Annotated in this window: 16 protein-coding genes; 3 read left to right on the top strand and 13 right to left on the bottom strand. The window is 40.8% G+C overall.

What is annotated here, in order from left to right; translation table 11 throughout:
- Window positions 1–61: 61 nt before the first annotated feature.
- The 13 genes from kdsB to seqA all read right to left on the bottom strand — a co-directional run bounded on the left by kdsB (window position 62) and on the right by seqA (window position 15,221).
- A complete protein-coding gene (kdsB, locus tag PR766_RS08650; protein WP_036960366.1) occupies window positions 62–808 on the bottom strand; it encodes a 3-deoxy-manno-octulosonate cytidylyltransferase in 747 nt (248 codons plus the stop codon).
- A gap of 4 nt (window positions 809–812) precedes the next feature.
- Complete coding sequence (locus PR766_RS08645; RefSeq protein ID WP_006657815.1) at window positions 813–992, bottom strand: Trm112 family protein; 180 nt, start codon at window positions 990–992, stop codon at window positions 813–815.
- A 143-nt stretch (window positions 993–1,135) separates the two neighbouring features.
- Window positions 1,136–1,351, bottom strand: a complete 216-nt coding sequence (locus PR766_RS08640; RefSeq protein ID WP_006657814.1) for a cold-shock protein — start codon at window positions 1,349–1,351, stop codon at window positions 1,136–1,138.
- Window positions 1,352–1,803: 452 nt separating this feature from the next.
- Complete coding sequence (lpxK, locus tag PR766_RS08635) at window positions 1,804–2,778, bottom strand: tetraacyldisaccharide 4'-kinase (protein WP_006662160.1); 975 nt, start codon at window positions 2,776–2,778, stop codon at window positions 1,804–1,806.
- Window positions 2,771–4,519 (bottom strand): lipid A ABC transporter ATP-binding protein/permease MsbA, encoded by a 1,749-nt coding sequence (msbA, locus tag PR766_RS08630; protein WP_006657812.1) that lies wholly within the window; start codon window positions 4,517–4,519, stop codon window positions 2,771–2,773. Before msbA ends, lpxK begins: the two co-directional genes overlap by 8 nt.
- Window positions 4,520–4,557: 38 nt before the next feature.
- A complete protein-coding gene (locus PR766_RS08625) occupies window positions 4,558–6,873 on the bottom strand; it encodes a DNA internalization-related competence protein ComEC/Rec2 (RefSeq protein WP_154636153.1) in 2,316 nt (771 codons plus the stop codon).
- A 276-nt stretch (window positions 6,874–7,149) separates the two neighbouring features.
- On the bottom strand, window positions 7,150–7,437 hold the full coding sequence (gene ihfB, locus PR766_RS08620; RefSeq protein WP_006657810.1) for an integration host factor subunit beta: 288 nt from the start codon (window positions 7,435–7,437) through the stop codon (window positions 7,150–7,152).
- A 54-nt stretch (window positions 7,438–7,491) separates the two neighbouring features.
- On the bottom strand, window positions 7,492–9,165 hold the full coding sequence (gene rpsA / locus PR766_RS08615; protein ID WP_006662163.1) for a 30S ribosomal protein S1: 1,674 nt from the start codon (window positions 9,163–9,165) through the stop codon (window positions 7,492–7,494).
- A gap of 173 nt (window positions 9,166–9,338) precedes the next feature.
- The gene (gene cmk, locus PR766_RS08610) at window positions 9,339–10,022 is read right to left on the bottom strand and encodes a (d)CMP kinase (RefSeq protein ID WP_006657808.1); all 684 of its coding nucleotides are present in this window, start codon (window positions 10,020–10,022) and stop codon (window positions 9,339–9,341) included.
- A gap of 191 nt (window positions 10,023–10,213) precedes the next feature.
- A complete protein-coding gene (gene aroA / locus PR766_RS08605; RefSeq protein WP_006662164.1) occupies window positions 10,214–11,491 on the bottom strand; it encodes a 3-phosphoshikimate 1-carboxyvinyltransferase in 1,278 nt (425 codons plus the stop codon).
- A 105-nt stretch (window positions 11,492–11,596) separates the two neighbouring features.
- Window positions 11,597–12,685 carry a 3-phosphoserine/phosphohydroxythreonine transaminase gene (serC, locus tag PR766_RS08600; RefSeq protein ID WP_006657806.1) on the bottom strand — a complete coding sequence of 363 codons (1,089 nt, stop codon included), beginning with the start codon at window positions 12,683–12,685 and terminating at the stop codon, window positions 11,597–11,599.
- Between the two features lie 293 nt (window positions 12,686–12,978).
- The gene (gene pgm / locus PR766_RS08595; RefSeq protein WP_230086783.1) at window positions 12,979–14,613 is read right to left on the bottom strand and encodes a phosphoglucomutase (alpha-D-glucose-1,6-bisphosphate-dependent); all 1,635 of its coding nucleotides are present in this window, start codon (window positions 14,611–14,613) and stop codon (window positions 12,979–12,981) included.
- Between the two features lie 56 nt (window positions 14,614–14,669).
- Entirely contained in the window at window positions 14,670–15,221 is a 552-nt protein-coding gene (gene seqA / locus PR766_RS08590; protein WP_006662166.1) for a replication initiation negative regulator SeqA, read from the bottom strand.
- 223 nt (window positions 15,222–15,444) lie between these two features.
- Between seqA and ybfF the strand changes: the two genes are divergently transcribed.
- From ybfF to PR766_RS08575, 3 genes are all read left to right on the top strand, one after another.
- Window positions 15,445–16,221, top strand: a complete 777-nt coding sequence (gene ybfF, locus PR766_RS08585; RefSeq protein WP_154636154.1) for an esterase — start codon at window positions 15,445–15,447, stop codon at window positions 16,219–16,221.
- Between the two features lie 210 nt (window positions 16,222–16,431).
- The gene (locus PR766_RS08580; protein ID WP_154636155.1) at window positions 16,432–18,519 is read left to right on the top strand and encodes a peptidase domain-containing ABC transporter; all 2,088 of its coding nucleotides are present in this window, start codon (window positions 16,432–16,434) and stop codon (window positions 18,517–18,519) included.
- A gap of 17 nt (window positions 18,520–18,536) precedes the next feature.
- Window positions 18,537–19,865: an HlyD family type I secretion periplasmic adaptor subunit gene (locus PR766_RS08575; RefSeq protein ID WP_039861572.1), complete on the top strand. Its 1,329-nt coding sequence runs from the start codon at window positions 18,537–18,539 to the stop codon at window positions 19,863–19,865.
- Window positions 19,866–19,867 lie beyond the last annotated feature (2 nt).

Raw genomic sequence — 19,867 nt, 5'->3', positions numbered from 1 at the left:
ACAAAGGGGGAACTCATTGAGCTCCCCCTTCTACTAAATAAGCCATGATCTCCTATTGAAATTATGGCTGAAATTCTTGTCTAACTAATTCGAGGTCTTCTGGGGTATCCACGCCAGCTCCCGGTGCTTTTTCTGCAACCGCAACATGAATTTTTTCGCCATACCACAGTACTCGAAGTTGTTCTAACATTTCGATTTTTTCGAGTGGGCTTGCATCCCAAGCAATATAGCGACGAATAAACCCAGCACGATAGGCGTAGATACCAATATGGCGTAAGAAAGTATCGCCAATGGTCTCTTTACTTTTCGCGAATTGGTCTCTATCCCAAGGGATGGTGGCACGAGAAAAATAAAGTGCATAGCCATCTTTATCCATCACCACTTTCACCGCATTCGGATTAAACGCTTCTTGTGCACTGTGGATAGGCACTGCCAGCGTTCCCATATTAGCTTGGCTACCTCGCAAATTTTGAGCTACTTGGCGAATAATTTCAGGTGGGATCAGTGGCTCATCACCTTGTACATTGACAATAATTTCATCATCAGAGAAACCATAAGTGTCAATCACTTCAGCTAGCCGCTCAGTACCCGACTGGTGATCAGGATTAGTCATGCAAGCTTCACCACCCGCCGCAATCACTGCGGCAGCAACATCAGGATGGTCCGTAGCAATAATCACTCGGCTCGCGCCTGACTTAATCGCTTGCTCCATGACACGAACAACCATCGGTTTACCGTGAATATCTGCTAAAGGCTTACCCGGTAATCGTGTTGAAGCATAACGTGCAGGAATAATGACGGTAAACATCGGATTACTGTCCTTCGTCTAAAGCCACTTTACGCGCTTCATTTTCAAGTAGTACAGGAATACCATCACGAACTGGAAAGGCGAGATGATCAAATTTGCAGATTAATTCGAGGTTTTCTTTGTTGTAACTGAGTTTGCCGTGACAGGATGGGCAAGCAACAATTTCAAGTAAACGGTGATCCATGTTTTCTCCCAAATGGATTTAAACTCACTTGGCGTCAGGATATCACATGCAGGTATCACCGTTAACTCTATTCTTGCTTATTAAGATCTCCTGCAAGGGAATGAGAGGATAGCGCAGGAGAAATATTTCTGTTAAAAATTCAATTAGTAAGCGATAACGTCTCTTGCCGTTATGCCATCTGAATTGCGAGTAACAGAGAACTCGACGTTTTGGCCTTCAAATAATGATTTGATTTTTTTATTCGCAAGTGATTTGGTTGTCACGAAAATATCATCACCACCATTACGAGGTGAAATAAAACCGTAACCTTCTTTTGCATCAAACCATTTAACTCGACCCATATGTAATTGAAAATTCATATTGAAACTCCTTCTTGTTCTGAGAACAATTTTTTATATTTGTATCATTACTCTCTACTCGTTATTCCATTTATCTTGCTGAATGATTCAAAGCGATCGGTTCATTCCGATCTATTCATGCCGATCTATTAACATAATTAAGAGTAATTAACTTAACCAATTTATGCATCAAATGTTTATGCATATCTTATAACGACCCAAGTGTAGGTATCAGGCACCATACATTTACCGTGAACTTAACAGTCTATTTTGACATTATGATGACAACACGAAATAGCGGTGTAAGCAGTGTATTACGGGGATAAGTGACTAACTCAAGAACGGGTCGTAAAATTAAAGCTAGCAAATAATCCATTTATTAATGTATTGCAACTTGGTACATAATAAGTAGATCTGCATCACATTGCGGGTATTATTATCTGAAATTAATCCTAAAAGCAAGTGGTTTTATTTCAGATAAGTGATTTTATTTCACTTAAGATTCGTTTTTCGCCTGTTTTATCAATATTCGCTTCTACTGGAAGATACCACCAATTGGATTGTGCAAAGGTTTGGCATTTTACAGCGTCCTTTTCTGTCATCAGTAAATTTTGGTTTTCATCCACTAAATCTGCCAATTGTTGTTGACTATAAGCTTGATGATCAGAAAAAGCTTGAGTATTCGCTAATATTAACCCTTTACTTTCTAGAGAGGAGAAAAATCGAGGTGGATGACCTATTCCTGCCATTGCGACCACATTTTTAAGTTCTGTCACTTGGCGCTTTTCTCCCGTGACCAAATTAACGGCAATATCACCTTCAAGAGACATAAGCGTTTCATTTAAATCAGGGTGTCCACCATTAACGATCAAGGCATTAACTGTCTTTAATCGTCCAGCACGCTCACGCATAGGTCCTGCGGGCAGCCACCAACCATTACCAAAACGACGTTGCCCATCGATGACGACAATTTCATAGTCGCGCTGTAGTGCATAATGCTGTAAACCATCGTCAGTAATAATGATATCTAACTGAAAATTATCGAGTAATGCTTTAATTGCATCACTGCGTTTCGGTGCCACTGCCACAGGAACATGAGTGCGGTGATAAATAAGAACAGGCTCATCCCCAGCAACGGCGGTCGTCGTGTTTTGATTAAGAACTAAGGGATAATGATCAGACTTTCCGCCATATCCACGCGAAACAACCCCAACACGCACGCCTTGTTTGCTCAGTGACTCAACCAACCAAATTACAACAGGGGTTTTTCCATTTCCCCCTGCGGTTAAATTCCCCACAACCACAACAGGTACAGGGGATTTCCATGAACGAAATAGTCCGGTTTTATAACCAAGATGGCGAACTAACGTTATCAATCCATACAGAAAAGATAATGGAAGTAGTAAAATATAAAGCCATGATTTACCGGACCAAATGCGTTCAATCATTCTTAAATTGGATCCTATGCAATTGCGCGTATGCGCCATTTTTCGCTAATAACGTTGCATGGTCACCACGCTCAATGATATGCCCATCTTGTACAACCAAGATTTGATCCGCATTTTCAATCGTGGATAAGCGGTGAGCAATAACCAATGATGTTCTATTTTTTTGTAATTCATCCAGTGCTGCTTGAATTGCTCGCTCAGATTCAGTGTCCAAAGCGGATGTTGCTTCATCAAGAATCAAGATTGGTGCATCACGCAATAACGCACGAGCAATCGCAATACGCTGGCGTTGACCACCGGAAAGCATCACTCCATTCTCACCAATCATGGTATCTAGGCCATTATCCAGCTTTTTGATAAAGTCCATGGCATATGCCATTTCAGCTGCTTTTTCAATTTCTGCTCGGCTGTATCGTCCATCGGTGGCATAGGCAATATTATTTGCCACAGTATCATTGAATAAATAAACGTGCTGAGATACTAAAGCGACCTGGCTACGCAAAGACTGCAAAGTGTAATCTCGAATATCATGACCATCGATACGAATACTGCCCTTATCAATGTCATAAAAGCGAGTAATTAAGTTAGCAATAGTCGATTTACCCGATCCTGAACGCCCTACCAAAGCCACTGATTTACCCGCAGGTAATGTGAAAGACACATCCTCTAAAGCAGGATGCTCTTTGGTTTGATATGTAAAAGTAACAGAATCGAATTCAATATCGCCCTTCACATCGCTCAGAACTTTTGTTCCTTCATCTTTTTCTTTTTCAGTATCTAAAATCGCAAATAACGTTTGGCATGCAGCCATTCCACGTTGGAATTGTGCATTCACGTTAGTCAGTGATTTTAGTGGGCGCATTAACGCAAACATAGATGAGAAAACCACACCGATTGTACCTGGTGATAATTGATCTTTAATCTCAGGAAAGCTCGCCGCATATAAAACAAAAGCCAATGCAAAAGAAGCAATCATCTGAACAATAGGGTCAGAGATAGCTGAGGCGCTAACCATCTTCATGTTTTGGCGGCGCATATTATTGCTAACCTTATTAAAACGTTCTGTTTCAACTTTTTGACCACCAAAAATGAGTACTTCTTTGTGCCCTTTTAACATCTGCTCAGCACTAGTAGTCACATGCCCCATACCGGTTTGCATGTTTTTACTGATTTTGCGAAAACGTTTAGAAACAACACGAATGGTTATAGAGACAATTGGCGCAATAGCAATCAAAATCAGCGATAACTGCCAGCTGTTATAAAACATGATCCCAAATAACGCGATGATATAAGTGCCTTCGCGAATAATGGTAATGAGCGCACCAGATGCAGAGGAGGCAACTTGCTCTGAATCATATGTAATCCGCGATAACAGAGTTCCCGTTGATTGCTGGTCAAAATAGCTTACTGGCATTCCCATCATGTGACCAAATAATTTTTGGCGCATGCTCATGACGACTTTTCCTGAAACCCAAGAAACGCAGTAGGTGGAGACATAACTTGAAGACCCACGCACGACCATCAATCCTAGAATCGCGAGAGGTAGCCACTTTAACGTGTCATTATCCGCTTTACCAAAACCATCATCCAATAATGGCTTAAGTAAAGAAATCATAAACGCATCACCTGCCGCGTTAATGATAAGCGCAATTGCGGCAACAACTAACCCAATTTTAAAAGGCGCAATGGTTGGCCATAGGCGCTTAAATGTTTGTTTTGTCGATAGGTCTTGATCATTCATTCTTTTATTACCAGACTTAATGTAAGCGCACTATTCTACTAGGGAAATTGGCGATCACCAAACCACAGATGATACCAACGGGGATTAATGTCCTTTCTGTAACGTGATATTTTCATTTTTTCTTTTTTAAAACATATTGTTATCTGACCTTCCTCAGCTGTATTTAGCCATTGAATATTATGTTTAGCATAGCGCAAATACACTTTGTCTGATGGAATTTTCCACGGGCTATAGCGTGCTGAAGAGACTAATGCGAGAGTTGGCTGTACTTTTCGAATAAATAAAGGCGTTGAAGATGTGCTACTTCCGTGATGAGGAACAAATAAAATATCCGCTTTGAGAGAATACTTATCTTGCATCACTAAACTTTTCTCACCTTCTTTCTCTAAATCTCCGGTCAGTAATAATTGCCGATAGCCATCACTGACTTGTATTACGCAAGAGTCATTATTATGTGATGTCTCCGCGAGTTTCTTTGGCCACAAAATATCAAATCGGAGCTTACCCCACTGCCAATTTTGCCCTTGGTAGCATGGAAGGTGACGCGGCTGCCCGAAACTGCTACGTAAACTTAGCCATGGATATTGCTTAATTAAATCGGATACACCACCAGTGTGATCAAGATGATTGTGGCTTAATATTGCATGAATAGGAATGACTTGGTGATGTTTCAAAAATGGAATGATCTGCTGTTTCGCATTACTTCCCTTATTCCAACGATTACCAGTATCATATAAAACCCCTTGTTGATTTTGCACCATAATAGCAGCGAGTCCATGCCCAATATCCAACAGAATGAGACACCAATCATGCTCTTGATGCTGATTTTTACTTTGTGTGAAAAAGAGCATCACTATGAAGCAAATTAATAGCCCAAGGTAATTTCGATACCAACCGAATAAAAGAATGAAAGCAAAAGACCCGCAAAAAAGTACGATATAAATTGAAATTGCATTAATTTCCACCCAAAAACTATTTAAGTAAACAAGGGGCTCTAATCCAATTTCAATAACTTTATCGATAAATCTAAATGCAATATTATGCCAAGCATTGATAGGAAACAGTAATATACCAAAGACAATTGGAACAACACCCCATGTGATTAACGGAACAAACCATAAGTTAGCAAATAGGCTCATCACGTTAATCCCTTTAAATAACAATACTTGGATCGGAATTAATAAAATCAATAGCCCAATTTGCAAATGAATGAGAGGAACCACTCTCCTGAATAGTGGGTGACGATTAAATACTAATGGTATAGGAAAAATACGGAACCAATATAGAATAGCTAATACAGCAAAACTGGATAACCAAAAGCTATCAGAAAGAATAGCAAGCGGGTCAAACCATAGAATACTTGCAATACTCCAAATGGCCCATTGCCATGAAAAGCAATAAAATGACTGCTTACGAACATAGAGCCATAACAATAATGCAAATATTGCTCGAGTTGCCGGAATCGCAAAATTAGAAAGCCAAGCATATAGCAAGGCAAAGAGCATCCCTGATAATAATGGTAAATTTTCACCTATCCATCTTATAGGTAAAAAAAATTGTAATAATCGAGCACATAGATAGCCAATTAAATAAGCCATACCAATATGTAACCCTGAAATCGCAATTAGATGGGTTAGCCCCGTAGATTGAAGTAATTGAATGTGCTCAATAGAAATTAATCCTCTTTCCCCAAACATTAATGCGTAAATAATCCCTTGATTTTTTTGAGCTAAAATTTTTTCTTTGAATTGGTCAATAATGTTTTGCCGTAAAGAACACTGCACACTCACTTGTTCCACATTCTTAGCTTTTAATGTTCCAATCATTCTTTGCGCTATAAAATAGCGCTGCCTGTCAAACCCTCCCTCATTCAATGAGGCGTGAACAGGGTTTAATTTCCCTGTTACTCGCCATTGTTGCCCTGCACACCTATTTTCATGTCCATTCTGTTTGAAATTCCATGATGCATATAAGGATGGAAAAATCCGTCTTCCGTCAACTCTATCTATTTTTACGCGTTTTATTGGGTCATCCTGAGTAAGTGGGATACTGACTATTGTGATATCCCACTGTCGATAGTCACTACTTAAAAAATCGATTTTCTGTGTTATCTCAAGTCCGTGCCAACAAGCCCAAAGAAAGCTCATTCCTATCAAAAACAAAAATCGAGAAAATTTATTTTTCCAACTAAAAATAATAGTAACCAATAAGATAGTGCCAATTACTAAATAGTAATTTGAGTTAGGTAATTTAGATAGAAAAAGTAACGGTAGCGTACCGATAATCAACGCAGTCGCCGCTTCGGTATAAGAGAGTGTACTTGGGAGGTTACGACTGAATAGTCCCATCTGCATTTAATCTACCAAACTGTTATTTTCATGTAGGTAAGTTAAAGACATAAATAAGAATAAAAAAGCCCAGACGATAGAGAGCTTCAAGCACGCATCCAGAATTAAATGTAATACGGTATATAGAAAAAGATTAATTGCGAAGCGCTTTGCAAAAAGTATTAGCTAAATGATTTATTAAAATCGAAATCAGTGGAGAAATATGAAAAGTACGGGCATAAAAAAACAGCGCTATATAAATATAGGCGCTGTTTTATAGTAATAATTAAGATTTATAGTCGATTATTGACCATAAATATTTACACGGTCACGCAACTCTTTACCCGGTTTGAAGTGGGGAACGTATTTACCTTCCAGTTCCACTTTGTCACCAGTTTTTGGATTACGGCCAACACGTGGAGCACGGTAGTGAAGAGAAAAACTGCCGAATCCACGGACTTCAATACGCTCGCCTTCAGCTAACGTATCAGCCATATGCTCAAGTATTTCCTTTACAGCTTCCTCAACGGTTTTCGCTGAAAGATGAGACTGCTGGCTAGCCAGTCTTTCAATTAATTCAGACTTGGTCATAGTACCTCCCTAAACTACCGATACAAAGGGGTAACCGAAGTTACCCCCACTTAATTATTCGCCTTTAGCTGCTTTGAAAGCTTCAGCCATTGCATTGTTGCCGAATGCAGTATCTTCTTGCTTGTTCACAGCTGCGACAGCATCTTTCTCATCAGCTTCGTCTTTAGCGCGAACAGACAGGTTGATTACACGGTTTTTACGGTCAACACCAGTGTATTTAGCTTCAACATCATCACCAACGTTCAGAACCAGAGTTGCATCTTCAACACGGTCACGTGAAGCTTCTGATGCACGCAGGTAACCTTCAACGCCCAGAGTCAGCTCTACAGTTGCACCTTTAGCATCAACTGCGATTACTTTACCAGTAACGATTGCGCCTTTCTTGGTTGCTGCCAGGTAGTTGTTGAATGGATCTTCAGCTAACTGTTTAACGCCCAGAGAGATACGCTCACGCTCTGCGTCGACTTGCAGAACAACAGCTGCGATTTCGTCGCCTTTTTTGTAGTCACGAACTGCTTCTTCGCCTGCAACATTCCAGGAGATGTCAGACAGGTGAACCAGGCCATCGATGCCGCCGTCCAGACCGATGAAGATACCGAAGTCAGTGATTGACTTGATTTTACCTTCAACACGGTCACCTTTGTTGTGAGTCTCTGCAAATTGCTGCCATGGGTTAGATTTGCATTGTTTCAGGCCTAAAGAGATACGACGACGTTCTTCATCGATATCCAGAACCATAACTTCAACAACATCACCAACGTTAACAACTTTAGATGGGTGGATGTTTTTGTTAGTCCAATCCATTTCTGAAACGTGAACCAGACCTTCAACGCCTTCTTCGATTTCTACGAAGCAACCATAGTCAGTCAGGTTAGTAACGCGACCAGTCAGTTTAGTACCTTCTGGGTAACGTTTAGCGATTGCGACCCAAGGATCTTCGCCCAGTTGTTTCAGACCCAGAGAAACACGAGTGCGCTCACGGTCAAATTTCAGAACTTTAACATTGATTTCATCACCAACGTTGACGATTTCGCTTGGGTGTTTAACACGTTTCCAAGCCATGTCAGTGATGTGCAGCAGGCCGTCAACACCGCCCAGATCAACGAATGCACCGTAGTCAGTAAGGTTCTTAACGATACCTTTAACTTCCATGCCTTCTTGCAGGTTTTCCAGCAGTTGATCGCGCTCAGCGCTGCTTTCAGATTCAATTACAGCACGACGAGAAACAACAACGTTGTTGCGTTTCTGATCCAGCTTGATTACTTTGAACTCAAGCTCTTTGCCTTCCAAGTGAGTAGTATCACGAACTGGACGTACATCTACCAGTGAACCTGGTAAGAACGCACGAATACCGTTCAGTTCTACAGTGAAACCACCTTTAACTTTACCGTTGATAACACCAGTTACAGTTTCAGCTTCTTCGTAAGCTTTTTCCAGCATCAGCCATGCTTCATGACGTTTCGCTTTCTCACGAGACAGGATAGTTTCACCGAAACCATCTTCTACTGCATCCAGAGCTACATCGATTTCGTCGCCAACTTGGATTTCCAGCTCACCCTGAGCATTTTTGAACTGTTCTACTGGGATAGCAGATTCTGATTTAAGACCTGCGTCTACCAGTACTACGTCTTTATCGATAGCAACTACTGTACCGCGTACAATAGAACCTGGACGAGTTTCAATATTCTGCAGGGATTCTTCAAAGAGTTGAGCAAAAGATTCAGTCATATTAATGATCTTCAAGTGTCTTATATTAACGTCCACATAGCATCCCGCCAAATGGGGTTGTTTCACATACTCCACAACATTCCTTGTCGCAAAGTTTTAACCATGCTAGAAAATGACCAGCATGGAGGTAATTGAGTATATTATCTAATTATAAGCTAAAATAAAGCCTATTATCACGATAATTGTAGAATTTTTTTCGCGTAGGTTCGTGCTTTTTCAATAACTTCCTCAATAGACATACTTGTGGAATCCAGCACTAATGCATCTTTCGCGGCAATGAGCGGCGCTACCGGACGGTTACGATCTCGATAATCGCGCTCTTGAATTTCGGTTAAAAGTCGCTCGAAATTAACATCAAACCCCTTCTCCTGCAACTGCTTCATCCGGCGGTGAGCTCGTTCTTCTGCTGAAGCATCCAGAAAAATTTTCACTGGCGCATCAGGAAAAACAACGGTTCCCATATCTCTGCCATCCGCAATTAAGCCAGGCATCATTCTAAAGGCTCGCTGACGTCTTAATAGAGCCTCACGAACACGCGGAAAAGTCGCTGCTTGTGATGCTGTGTTCCCAACGGTTTCTTGTCTAATTTCATTAGACACATCTTCACCTTCGAGAATGACTTTCAATCGATTTTCTTCAGGCACAAAACGGACATCTAAATTTGCAGCTAAAGGTACTAACGCATCTTCGGATTGAATATCAACATGGTGATGCAGAGCCGCTAATGCTAACACGCGGTAAATTGCACCAGAGTCTAAGAGTTGCCATCCAAATTCATTTGCTAATGCTTGGCAAAGGGTTCCTTTACCCGCTCCGCTTGGTCCATCAACGGTGATTACAGGGGCAATAGCCACCATAAAAAATCTCCTTTTCTGCAAATAGCCTAAGCTACCCGCAATTAAAATCTGTGGGGGATATTATACCTACTCAACGATTTTGTGAAATATACAGGTGGACTTGTCAGGAATAAAAATAGGTAAAGATAAGAAAAAAGCAAAATAAAAATTGGTTGATAACTCATTGATGCTTATCAACCAATCTCATTACGCTAGTGGCTTAATCGCGCAAGTTGCTGGAAATAATCTGGGAATGTTTTTGCGGTACATCCCGGATCTAAAATCGTCACAGGGGTATTTGAAAGTGCAACCAGTGAGAAGCACATTGCAATGCGATGATCGTTGTAGGTTTCAATTTCAGCGTGTTTCAGCTGCTTCGGTGGCGTCACACGAATAAAATCGTGCCCTTCCTCCACTTCCGCCCCCACTTTACGTAGCTCAGTTGCCATTGCATATAAGCGATCAGTTTCCTTTACTCGCCAATTATAGATATTACGAATCACCGTCTCACCGTTTGCAAATAAAGCGACCGTTCCGATAGTCATCGCTGCATCGGGAATAGCGTTCATATCCATATCGATTCCGTTTAGCGTTCCACGCTCACATTCAACGTAATCATCCCCCCAGCGGATAATTGCTCCCATTTTTTCCAAAACGTTAGCAAACTTTGTATCGCCCTGTAAGCTGTTACGACCAATGCCAGTAACTCGGACTACACCGCCTTTGATAGCTGCCGCTGCAAGGAAATAGGAAGCAGAAGATGCATCACCTTCAACGAGGTACTCCCCTGGAGACAAATATTGTTGCTGGCCTTTAATCACAAATTTTTGGTATTGGTGATTTTCCACATCCACACCGAATGTTTTCATTAATGCCAGTGTGATGTCGATATACGGTTTCGATACTAAGTCACCCGCAATAGAGATCACCGTATCTTGAGCCGCTAAAGGTGCAGCCATCAGTAATGCCGTTAAAAATTGACTAGAAACTGAACCATCTACCGAAATATGTCCACCAACAAAGCCCCCTTTTAAGCGCATTGGCGGATAATTCTCTTGTTCAAGATAATCGATTTCAGCACCGCCTTCTCTTAAGGCATCCACTAAGTGACCAATTGGTCGCTCTTTCATACGCGGCTCACCAGTCAAAATAATATCATTTGGACATAATGAAAGTGCCGCCGTTAAAGGACGCATGGCCGTTCCTGCATTGCCTAAAAAGATTTCTAACTCACCCTTATGCGATAAACAGCCATCAATACCTTCAACTTCGCAGCGTGTTTTATCCGCTGATAATTGATATTTAACGCCAAGTAAGCTTAATGCATTCAGCATATGGCGAATATCATCACTGTCTAATAAGTTAGTCAGTACCGTAGTGCCTTTCGCCATAGCGGCTAAAAGAAGCGCGCGGTTGGAGACACTTTTTGACCCCGGCAGATTAATGGTGCCACTAATTGAAGAGATAGGTTGTAATGTCAGGGATTGCATAAAAAGTGATTTCTCCGATGTCGTTTGCTACTTTTTTATCATTATTTAAATTAATAAGCCGGAATGTTCTTCCTAAACAAACCGGCTCAAATAGAACTGAATAAATTATGCGTGGTGACGTTCAAAGTCCGCCATAAAATCAACGAGTGCTTGAACACCGGCTAGAGGCATCGCATTGTAAATTGAAGCCCGCATTCCGCCTGAAACCTTATGACCTTTCAGTGATAACAATCCTTGATCTTTCGCACCTTCAATAAAAGTTGCATCTAATGCAGGGTTTTGCATTTGAAATGGTACGTTCATCCAAGAGCGATTTTCAACTGCTACACGGTTAATATAAAATTCACTGTCATCGATTGCGTTATACAACAACTGTGATTTTTCATAGTTGCGTTTTGCCATCTCTTGCAATCCACCTTGCTCTTTTAGCCATTTGAAAACCATACCAGCTAAATACCATGCAAAGGTTGGAGGTGTATTAAACATAGACTCATGTTTTGCCAATACGGTGTAATCGAATACGGATGGCGTTTGAGGTGAGGCTTTGCCTAATAAATCTTCGCGAATGATAACTAAGGTTAAACCGGCGGGTCCAATATTCTTCTGAGCACCAGCATAAATAACGCCATATCGACTGACATCAATTGGCTTGGATAAAATGGCAGAAGAGTAGTCTGCAACAATAATTTTATCCGCAGGGAAATCCGGCTCTTCATGGATAGCCAAACCACCAATAGTTTCATTTGGGCAATAGTGAACATACGCAGCATCTTTGCTTAACGGCCATTCACTCATTGGTTTAATACTCACAACCCCATTGTTTTCTTGAACAACGTCAATCACATTCGGTGTGCAATATTTTGTTGCTTCTTTAGCCGCGGATTCGGACCAATAGCCACTAACAATATAGTCAGCCGTCGTTTTATCGCCTAATAAGTTCATTGGTAGTGTCGCAAAATGGGCACGGGCACCGCCATGACAGAATAAAACTTTATAATTGTCAGGGATATTTAATAAGTCGCGTAAATCTTGTTCAGCTTCTTTTGCCACTTCAATAAAATCTTTTCCGCGATGGCTAACTTCCATCACAGAAACCCCTAGACCTTTCCAGTTACAAAACTCTTGCTCCGCGCGGCGCATGACTTCAACAGGTAACATTGCTGGACCTGCGCTGAAATTATAAACCTGACTCATTGATCTTACCTACCTTCAATATTGTTAGTTAACATCACCCAGATTCTTAAAGTTGTATCATTCCATGCCACTAGCTGCAACGGTTATTACGTCTCAATGGCAAAAACAAAAAGTGAGATTTAGTGGGTCAGAAAAGAAAACAATTTTGTTAATAGCGTCACAGAATCAGCTACCACAATTTTATGAAGTGATGCGCGCTAAAAAAGGGATAAAATCCTGAATATGCTATTTTTCACTATCGAGTGATTTAGTCATGATAAGCGGGCGAAAAGCGCCCGCTTGTAAGGTAGGAATTAGCTAATCACTTTACTCACGATTTCGATCGCTTCTTTCTCGATTAAATGAAGGTGCTCTTCACCACGGAAACTTTCACAATAAATTTTGTAGGCTTCTTCAGTGCCAGATGGACGTGCTGCAAACCAGCCGTAGTCGGTCATAATTTTTAGTCCACCGATTGAAGCACCATTTCCGGGTGCCGCAGTCAAACGCTGCGTAATCTGATCCCCTGCTAACGTATCTGCTGACACCATTTCTGGGGACAATTTACTCAGCTTAGCTTTCTGCTCGTGGGTTGCTTTTGCTTGAATGCGGCTGTAGATTGGCGCACCAAATTTTTCAGCAAGTTTATTGTAACGCTGCTGGGGATTTTCTCCGGTTACTGCTGTGATTTCTGCGGCAAGTAAGCATAAGATAATCCCGTCTTTATCTGTCGACCACGGAGTACCGTCAAACTTCAAGAATGAAGCGCCTGCACTTTCTTCACCACCAAACCCAAGGCTGCCATTAAATAACCCATCGACAAACCATTTAAAACCAACGGGCACTTCAATCAATTCGCGCCCCATATCATTGACAACACGATCAATCATGGCACTGGAGACTAAGGTTTTGCCAACAGCAACATCTTTCCCCCATTGAGGGCGATTTTGAAATAGGTAATCAATCGCAACTGCAAGATAATGGTTAGGATTCATTAACCCGCTCGGGGTAACGATACCATGACGGTCATAATCAGGATCGTTTGCAAAGGCTAAATCAAATTTTTCTTTCATGCCAAGCAAACCCGCCATCGCCCAACGGGATGAACAGTCCATGCGGATCACACCATCGTGATCTAACGGCATAAAACGGAAGGTTTGATCAAGCTGGTCATTCACTATTTCAATATCCAGTTGATAATATTCCGCAATTTTTTTCCAGTATTCAATACCCGAGCCACCTAGCGGATCGACACCAATTTTTAATCCTGACTTTTGGATAGCTTTCATATCAATAACATCGCCTAATGCGTGAACATACGGCATCACTAAATCTTGCTCAGACACAAAACCGCTTTCCATTGCATCAGCAAAATCTAACCGCTTCACGCCATCAAGATCGGTCGCCAGCAACTGATTCGCGCGTTTTTCAATAACGGAAGTTAAATCTGTATCCGCAGGACCACCGTTGGCAGGATTATATTTAATTCCGCCATCTTCCGGTGGGTTATGGGAAGGAGTGATAACAATGCCATCAGCGACATCTTTATGTGTTTGGTTATAGCTTAAAATAGCGTGGGAGATAGCTGGCGTTGGAGTAAAACCATTATTTTCTTGAACAATAACATGAACTTGGTTCGCTGCTAACACTTCAATCACAGTAATAAATGCAGCTTCTGACAGCGCATGGGTATCTTTCCCCACGTAACAAGGTCCTGTTACACCTTGCTGCTTGCGCAAATCGGCAATGCCTTGAGCAATCGCCAGAATGTGATTTTCATTAAAGTTATTACGTAGCGAACTACCGCGATGACCGGATGTCCCAAATTTGACTGCCTGAGAAGACACCTCAGGATCCGGTTGCTGGGTATAATATTGAGCCGTTAACTGAGCAACGTTAATCAAATCACTTTGAAATGGAAGCTGCCCTGCTCGTTCATGAATTGCCACTTGTTATCTCCCAAAGCACTGATGCTTAGCGTGAAACACCAGTGACTTCACAATGTTTAGATAGTATTACCAACTTTTTCGATGACATTCGCAGGGAAGTTCATCTCTTGCATAATCGCATCAATCATACTGCGCTTGCGATTGGTGTTGGTATTGGTGATCACCCAATACGGTGTGCCCGGTATATGACGAGGTTTTGACTGCTTGCCCGCAGCCAATAAAGTTTGCTCATCACCAGCAAAGTAAACACGGGTACGACCATGCATTGACTCTGTTGCACGCTCAAAGCTCTTCGCATCTAAGCTATACAACGTTGAAAGAATTAGCATAAAGCGATCGATCGCTTTGTTTTTTTCCGCATAGGCATCAGAGAGTAATAATTCTCTGATCACTCTAACTGGATTCTGTGCAACCACCTTAGTATTCATCACCGGCGCATCTTGCGGCGCTAATGGTGTTAAATTCACTTCTTTTGCTGCGGGTACTGGCTGCTGCGCGGATTTGAAATTTAGCATACGGCGTAAAATATCCGATGCACTTTCACCGATATGCTGTGTGTGACTTGCAATATAGCGGTAAAGCTCTTCATCAACTTCTATCGTTTTCATTTTTTCCCAGTACTTTCTTAATCTAAAATTCGCGCCAGATTATAAGCCAGATTTAAAAAAAACAAAACAATTAAAATTTCAATAACTTAAAACAAACAATGAGTTAAGTTTTACGATATTTCAGTAAGTTATCTTGTTTGCTATTGCACAAATTTGGTTTTTCCTCATCACCATGCCATGATAAGCCCCTCATCCGGCAAACAACATTAATCCTAGTTCAAATATGACCGAATTACTTAATTATACAATCCATAAACCTGAAAACCCGATCACCACCCCCCCCGTTGTTTTGATCCATGGGCTCTTTGGTGATCTGAATAATTTAGGGGTTTTAGGTCGCGACTTACAAAACTATTTCGATACCATTCAAATTGATGTACGCAATCATGGTGATTCTTTTCGTTCCAATGAAATGGAATACCGAGATATGGCTGAAGATGTGATCACTCTGGTTAAATCCCTTGGTTATCACAGTACCATTTTGATAGGTCACTCCATGGGTGGTAAGATTGCCATGGCGGCCAGCGAGATAGCACCTGATTTTATTGAAAAAATCGTGGCAATTGACATTGCCCCAGTCGCTTATCAAGTCCGCCGTCATGATGAAATCATTGCCGCGTTAGAAGCGACAACGCAAGCGCAAGTCAAAACACGCCAAGATGCCAGTAACATTATGCGCCAATTTATCCCTGAAGACGGCGTGATTCAATTTTTACTGAAATCCTTTAAGCAAGGCGAATGGAAATTCAACCTTCCCGCCATCAAAGCCAACTATGAAAAAATTATTGGTTGGAAAACAGTGCCTGCGTGGAATAAACCGGTATTGCTCATTCCCGGTGGAAACTCCCCCTATGTTCAAGCTGAATATCGTGAAGACATTGCTGGGCAGTTTCCTCAAGCAAAGGCATGGGTAGTCGCAGATGCGGGCCATTGGGTGCATGCTGAAAAACCAGAACATGTACTACGTGCCATTCACCGCTTCTTAGGTATTCCTGATTAACTCCCTATCCTTTGCAGTATTGCCCCTGATATTTAATTTTTAAATATCAGGGGCAAAGGTATATCCTCAATATATTCATATTCAAATAATAAGACGAACTTCAATACACTTGTAATTATGATGACGGTATTATCCATCTCGATTAAATAACCAAATTCTCGAAATTGATACATGAGCATTATTAAAATTACAGGATGATAAAAATACACAATGGAAAGTGTTAAAACACAATCAACGTTATATTTTATTAGCATAATTGCAAAGCTTTCTGGTGAAATCGACTATGACGATTTCAAGCAAGCTACAAAAGATATTCATCATATTGAAAATTACATTAAAGTAATAAAAGATAAATATCAGATTAAATGTAAAAATAAATATCAGCGTGATAAAAAAATAAAGAAACTCCCTTCACCCGCTATTTTATATGATAATAATGGGCATGCATTCCTTCTGGCTAATCATAATCAAGAACAGGTGCTGATTCAGCGTATTGGTCAATCCTCGCCTGAAATATGGAGCCATGAAGAACTCCAAAATAACTGGAGTGGAGATTGGCTTCACGTCAAAGTCAAACAAGGAAAATTCGATATTTCATGGTTCCAAACAGAATTCATGAAGTACCGTAGTATTATTACATGGGTACTGGTTTTTTCCTTTATTCTACAAATTTTGGCTTTAGCTTCGCCTATTGTCATGCAAGTAATTATGGATAAAGTCCTTATTCATAATAGTTTATCCACCTTGGATGTTTTAATTTTCGGTTTAATTGTTGCTGCTATCATCGAAGTTATATTAAAAGGTCTAAGAGAGTATATTTATAACCATACCGTCAATCGTATTGATATGACGCTAGGATTAAAACTCGTTAATCATTTATTGCATCTGCCTATTTCGTTTTTTAAAAATAGACAAATCGGTGCGATTGTCACTCGAGTAAAAGAATTAGAAACCATTCGAGAATTTTTAACGAGTAGCTTTTTCACACTGTGCGTTGATGTACTATTTTTATTTGTCTTCGTCTATGTGATGAACCTGCTATCCACCACACTTACCTTACTTTTCTTATGTTCAATCCCCTGCTATTTGCTGGTCGCATGGTGGCTGACACCAAAGATTGAAGCGGCAGCTCAGCAGCAGTTTGCAAATATTGCTATCAATACCTCATTTTTAACGGAAAGTGTGAATGGGATAGAGACAGCCAAAAGCTTATCCATTGAACCGAGCTTTACCCGTCGTTGGGATACACAAACTGCCGATATGAGCCAAACCAACTTTGTCTCTGGGCAAATCAGTTCTCGCTCAGAGCACATCGTCATGGTGATTGAAAAAGTCACCAGTGCCCTTGTTCTATGGGTGGGTGCGTCCGAAGTTCTCGCGTTGCAATTGACTATTGGGCAATTTATTGCTTTTCACATGATGGTCAACCACGCAAACCAACCGCTGGTGAAACTGGTGAAATTATGGGGAGACTATATTCGAACCAAAGTCGCAATAGAAAAACTGTCGCAAATAATCAACCTTCCGATAGAGCAAAGTAAAAAAGGCAATGACGTTCAACTCATTGGCAATATTCAACTACACAACATTAGCTTCCGTTATCAGCCTAATATGCCTTCTATCCTCGATAACTTTAATCTTTCGATTAAAGCAGGCGAAACCATCGGTATCGTGGGTACCTCAGGTTCAGGGAAAAGCACATTAGCTCGGTTAATATTGCGTTTATATACTCCAGAACAAGGGGCAATTTACCTTGATGGCACGCCAATTTCAGCTATCGAGCTTTCATCGTTAAGGAAACAAATTGGTATTGTTTTACAAGAAAATTTTCTATTCAACCAATCTGTCTTCAATAATATTGCACAAACGAACCCCAATGCATCAATGGATCAAGTGGTGAATGCCGCAAAAATGGCGGGAGCGCATGATTTTATTCTCAAATTACCCATGGGATATGACACCATTTTAGCTGAAGGTGGATCATCACTTTCAGGGGGACAACGCCAACGTATCGCCATCGCAAGAACCCTTTTAGCTGACCCTAAAATCATCATTTTCGATGAGGCCACCAGCGCATTAGATGACGAATCCCAAGCTATTATTCAAGAAAATATGCAAGAAATAGCCAAAGGGCGCACTGTTATTACGATTGCCCATCGCCTTTCCACAATCCGTAATCACCAACGCATTATCGTGATGCAACAGGGACAAATTGTTGAGCAAGGCAGCCACCAACAATTAATCGAAAATAATAAATTTTATAGACATTTATGGACGCTTCAGCAGTCTCTTAAATAATGACATGGATGTTAATCATGAAACGAAAATCAAACACTACCCGCTATAACAGCTTTTTACCTGCTCATTTATCTATTTTAAAAACACCACCCTCTTATTTGGCTTTTACAATGGCCATCAGCATTAGCGTCGGTATTTTTATTGCAATTGCATGGTCATATTTTGGCAAATTGGACGTTCAAGCCACTACTCAGGGAAAACTGATTGTCTCGGGAAGAACACAAACTATCCAAGCTTTTGAATTAAGCCGCTTACAACAAATCCACGTTGAAGATGGACAGCAAGTTAAACAAGGCGATCCATTACTCAGCGTCAAAGTCCTGGGTGTTGACCAAGATATTGTTAGCCTTCACTACCAGAAAAACTTTCATGCTAGTGAGGAAATGATCCACCATGCCTTACTCAATCAACAGCAAATCGAGACATCACCACGATACCCTCAGCTTTCATTAACGGAACAAGTCCAAGCAAAACTTAGCTACCAAACCATTAAAAAAGAGTATGAAACATTACTGAACGAGATAGCTAACGAAGTTCAACTGAATCGCGTGAATTACCAAGCAAGAGAACGTGAATTAAAAGATATCAATATATTGATGCATAACATTAAAAAACGACTTGATGCGCACACAGCTCTGAATCAAAAACAATTGATCAGCCAAAAAGAGTTTCTAGAACAAGAACGTGAGTTATTACTCGCTAGAAAAGAGAAAACCGCCAAACAATCTGAACTCTCCATATTGAATAGCCAACACCATGCTTTACGCGAAAAGCAAGATAGGATTAATGCGCAAAAACACCAAGAATGGTATGAGAAATATCAGCAAGCTAAATTCAAATTTGTATCCCTTGAGCAAGAGCTCATTAAAAACCAAGAAAGAAACCAACTAGAAATTATTCGTGCCCCCGTTGACGGAACAGTACAACAAATTGCTATTTATACTCTCGGTGCGGTTTTACAACCAGCACAGCAGTTAATGGTTATCGTTCCTAATAATCATGTACAACTCGCGGAAGTCAAAATTCTGAATAAAGATATTGGCTTTATTCAAGAAGGCTTAAAAGCTGATGTAAAAATTGATGCATTCCCTTATACACGCTACGGCACCATTGAAGGTGAACTGCTATCTATTTCCCGTGATAGTACTCAAGATGAAAACTTAGGCTTAGTGTATTTGGCTCAAATTGGTTTAAGCAGTAAACAACTATTAGTTGAAGGAGAACACATTGAATTAACGCCGGGTTTATCTATTGTTGCCGAAATAAAAACCGATAAACGTCGACTCATTGATTACCTGCTTAGCCCAATTAATGAATATACCTCCACTGCGATGAGAGAGAAGTAATC

The sequence above is a fragment of the Providencia sp. PROV208 genome, assembly GCF_028479465.1.
Lineage (GTDB): Bacteria > Pseudomonadota > Gammaproteobacteria > Enterobacterales > Enterobacteriaceae > Providencia > Providencia alcalifaciens.
This window is presented reverse-complemented; position numbering and strand designations above follow the sequence as displayed.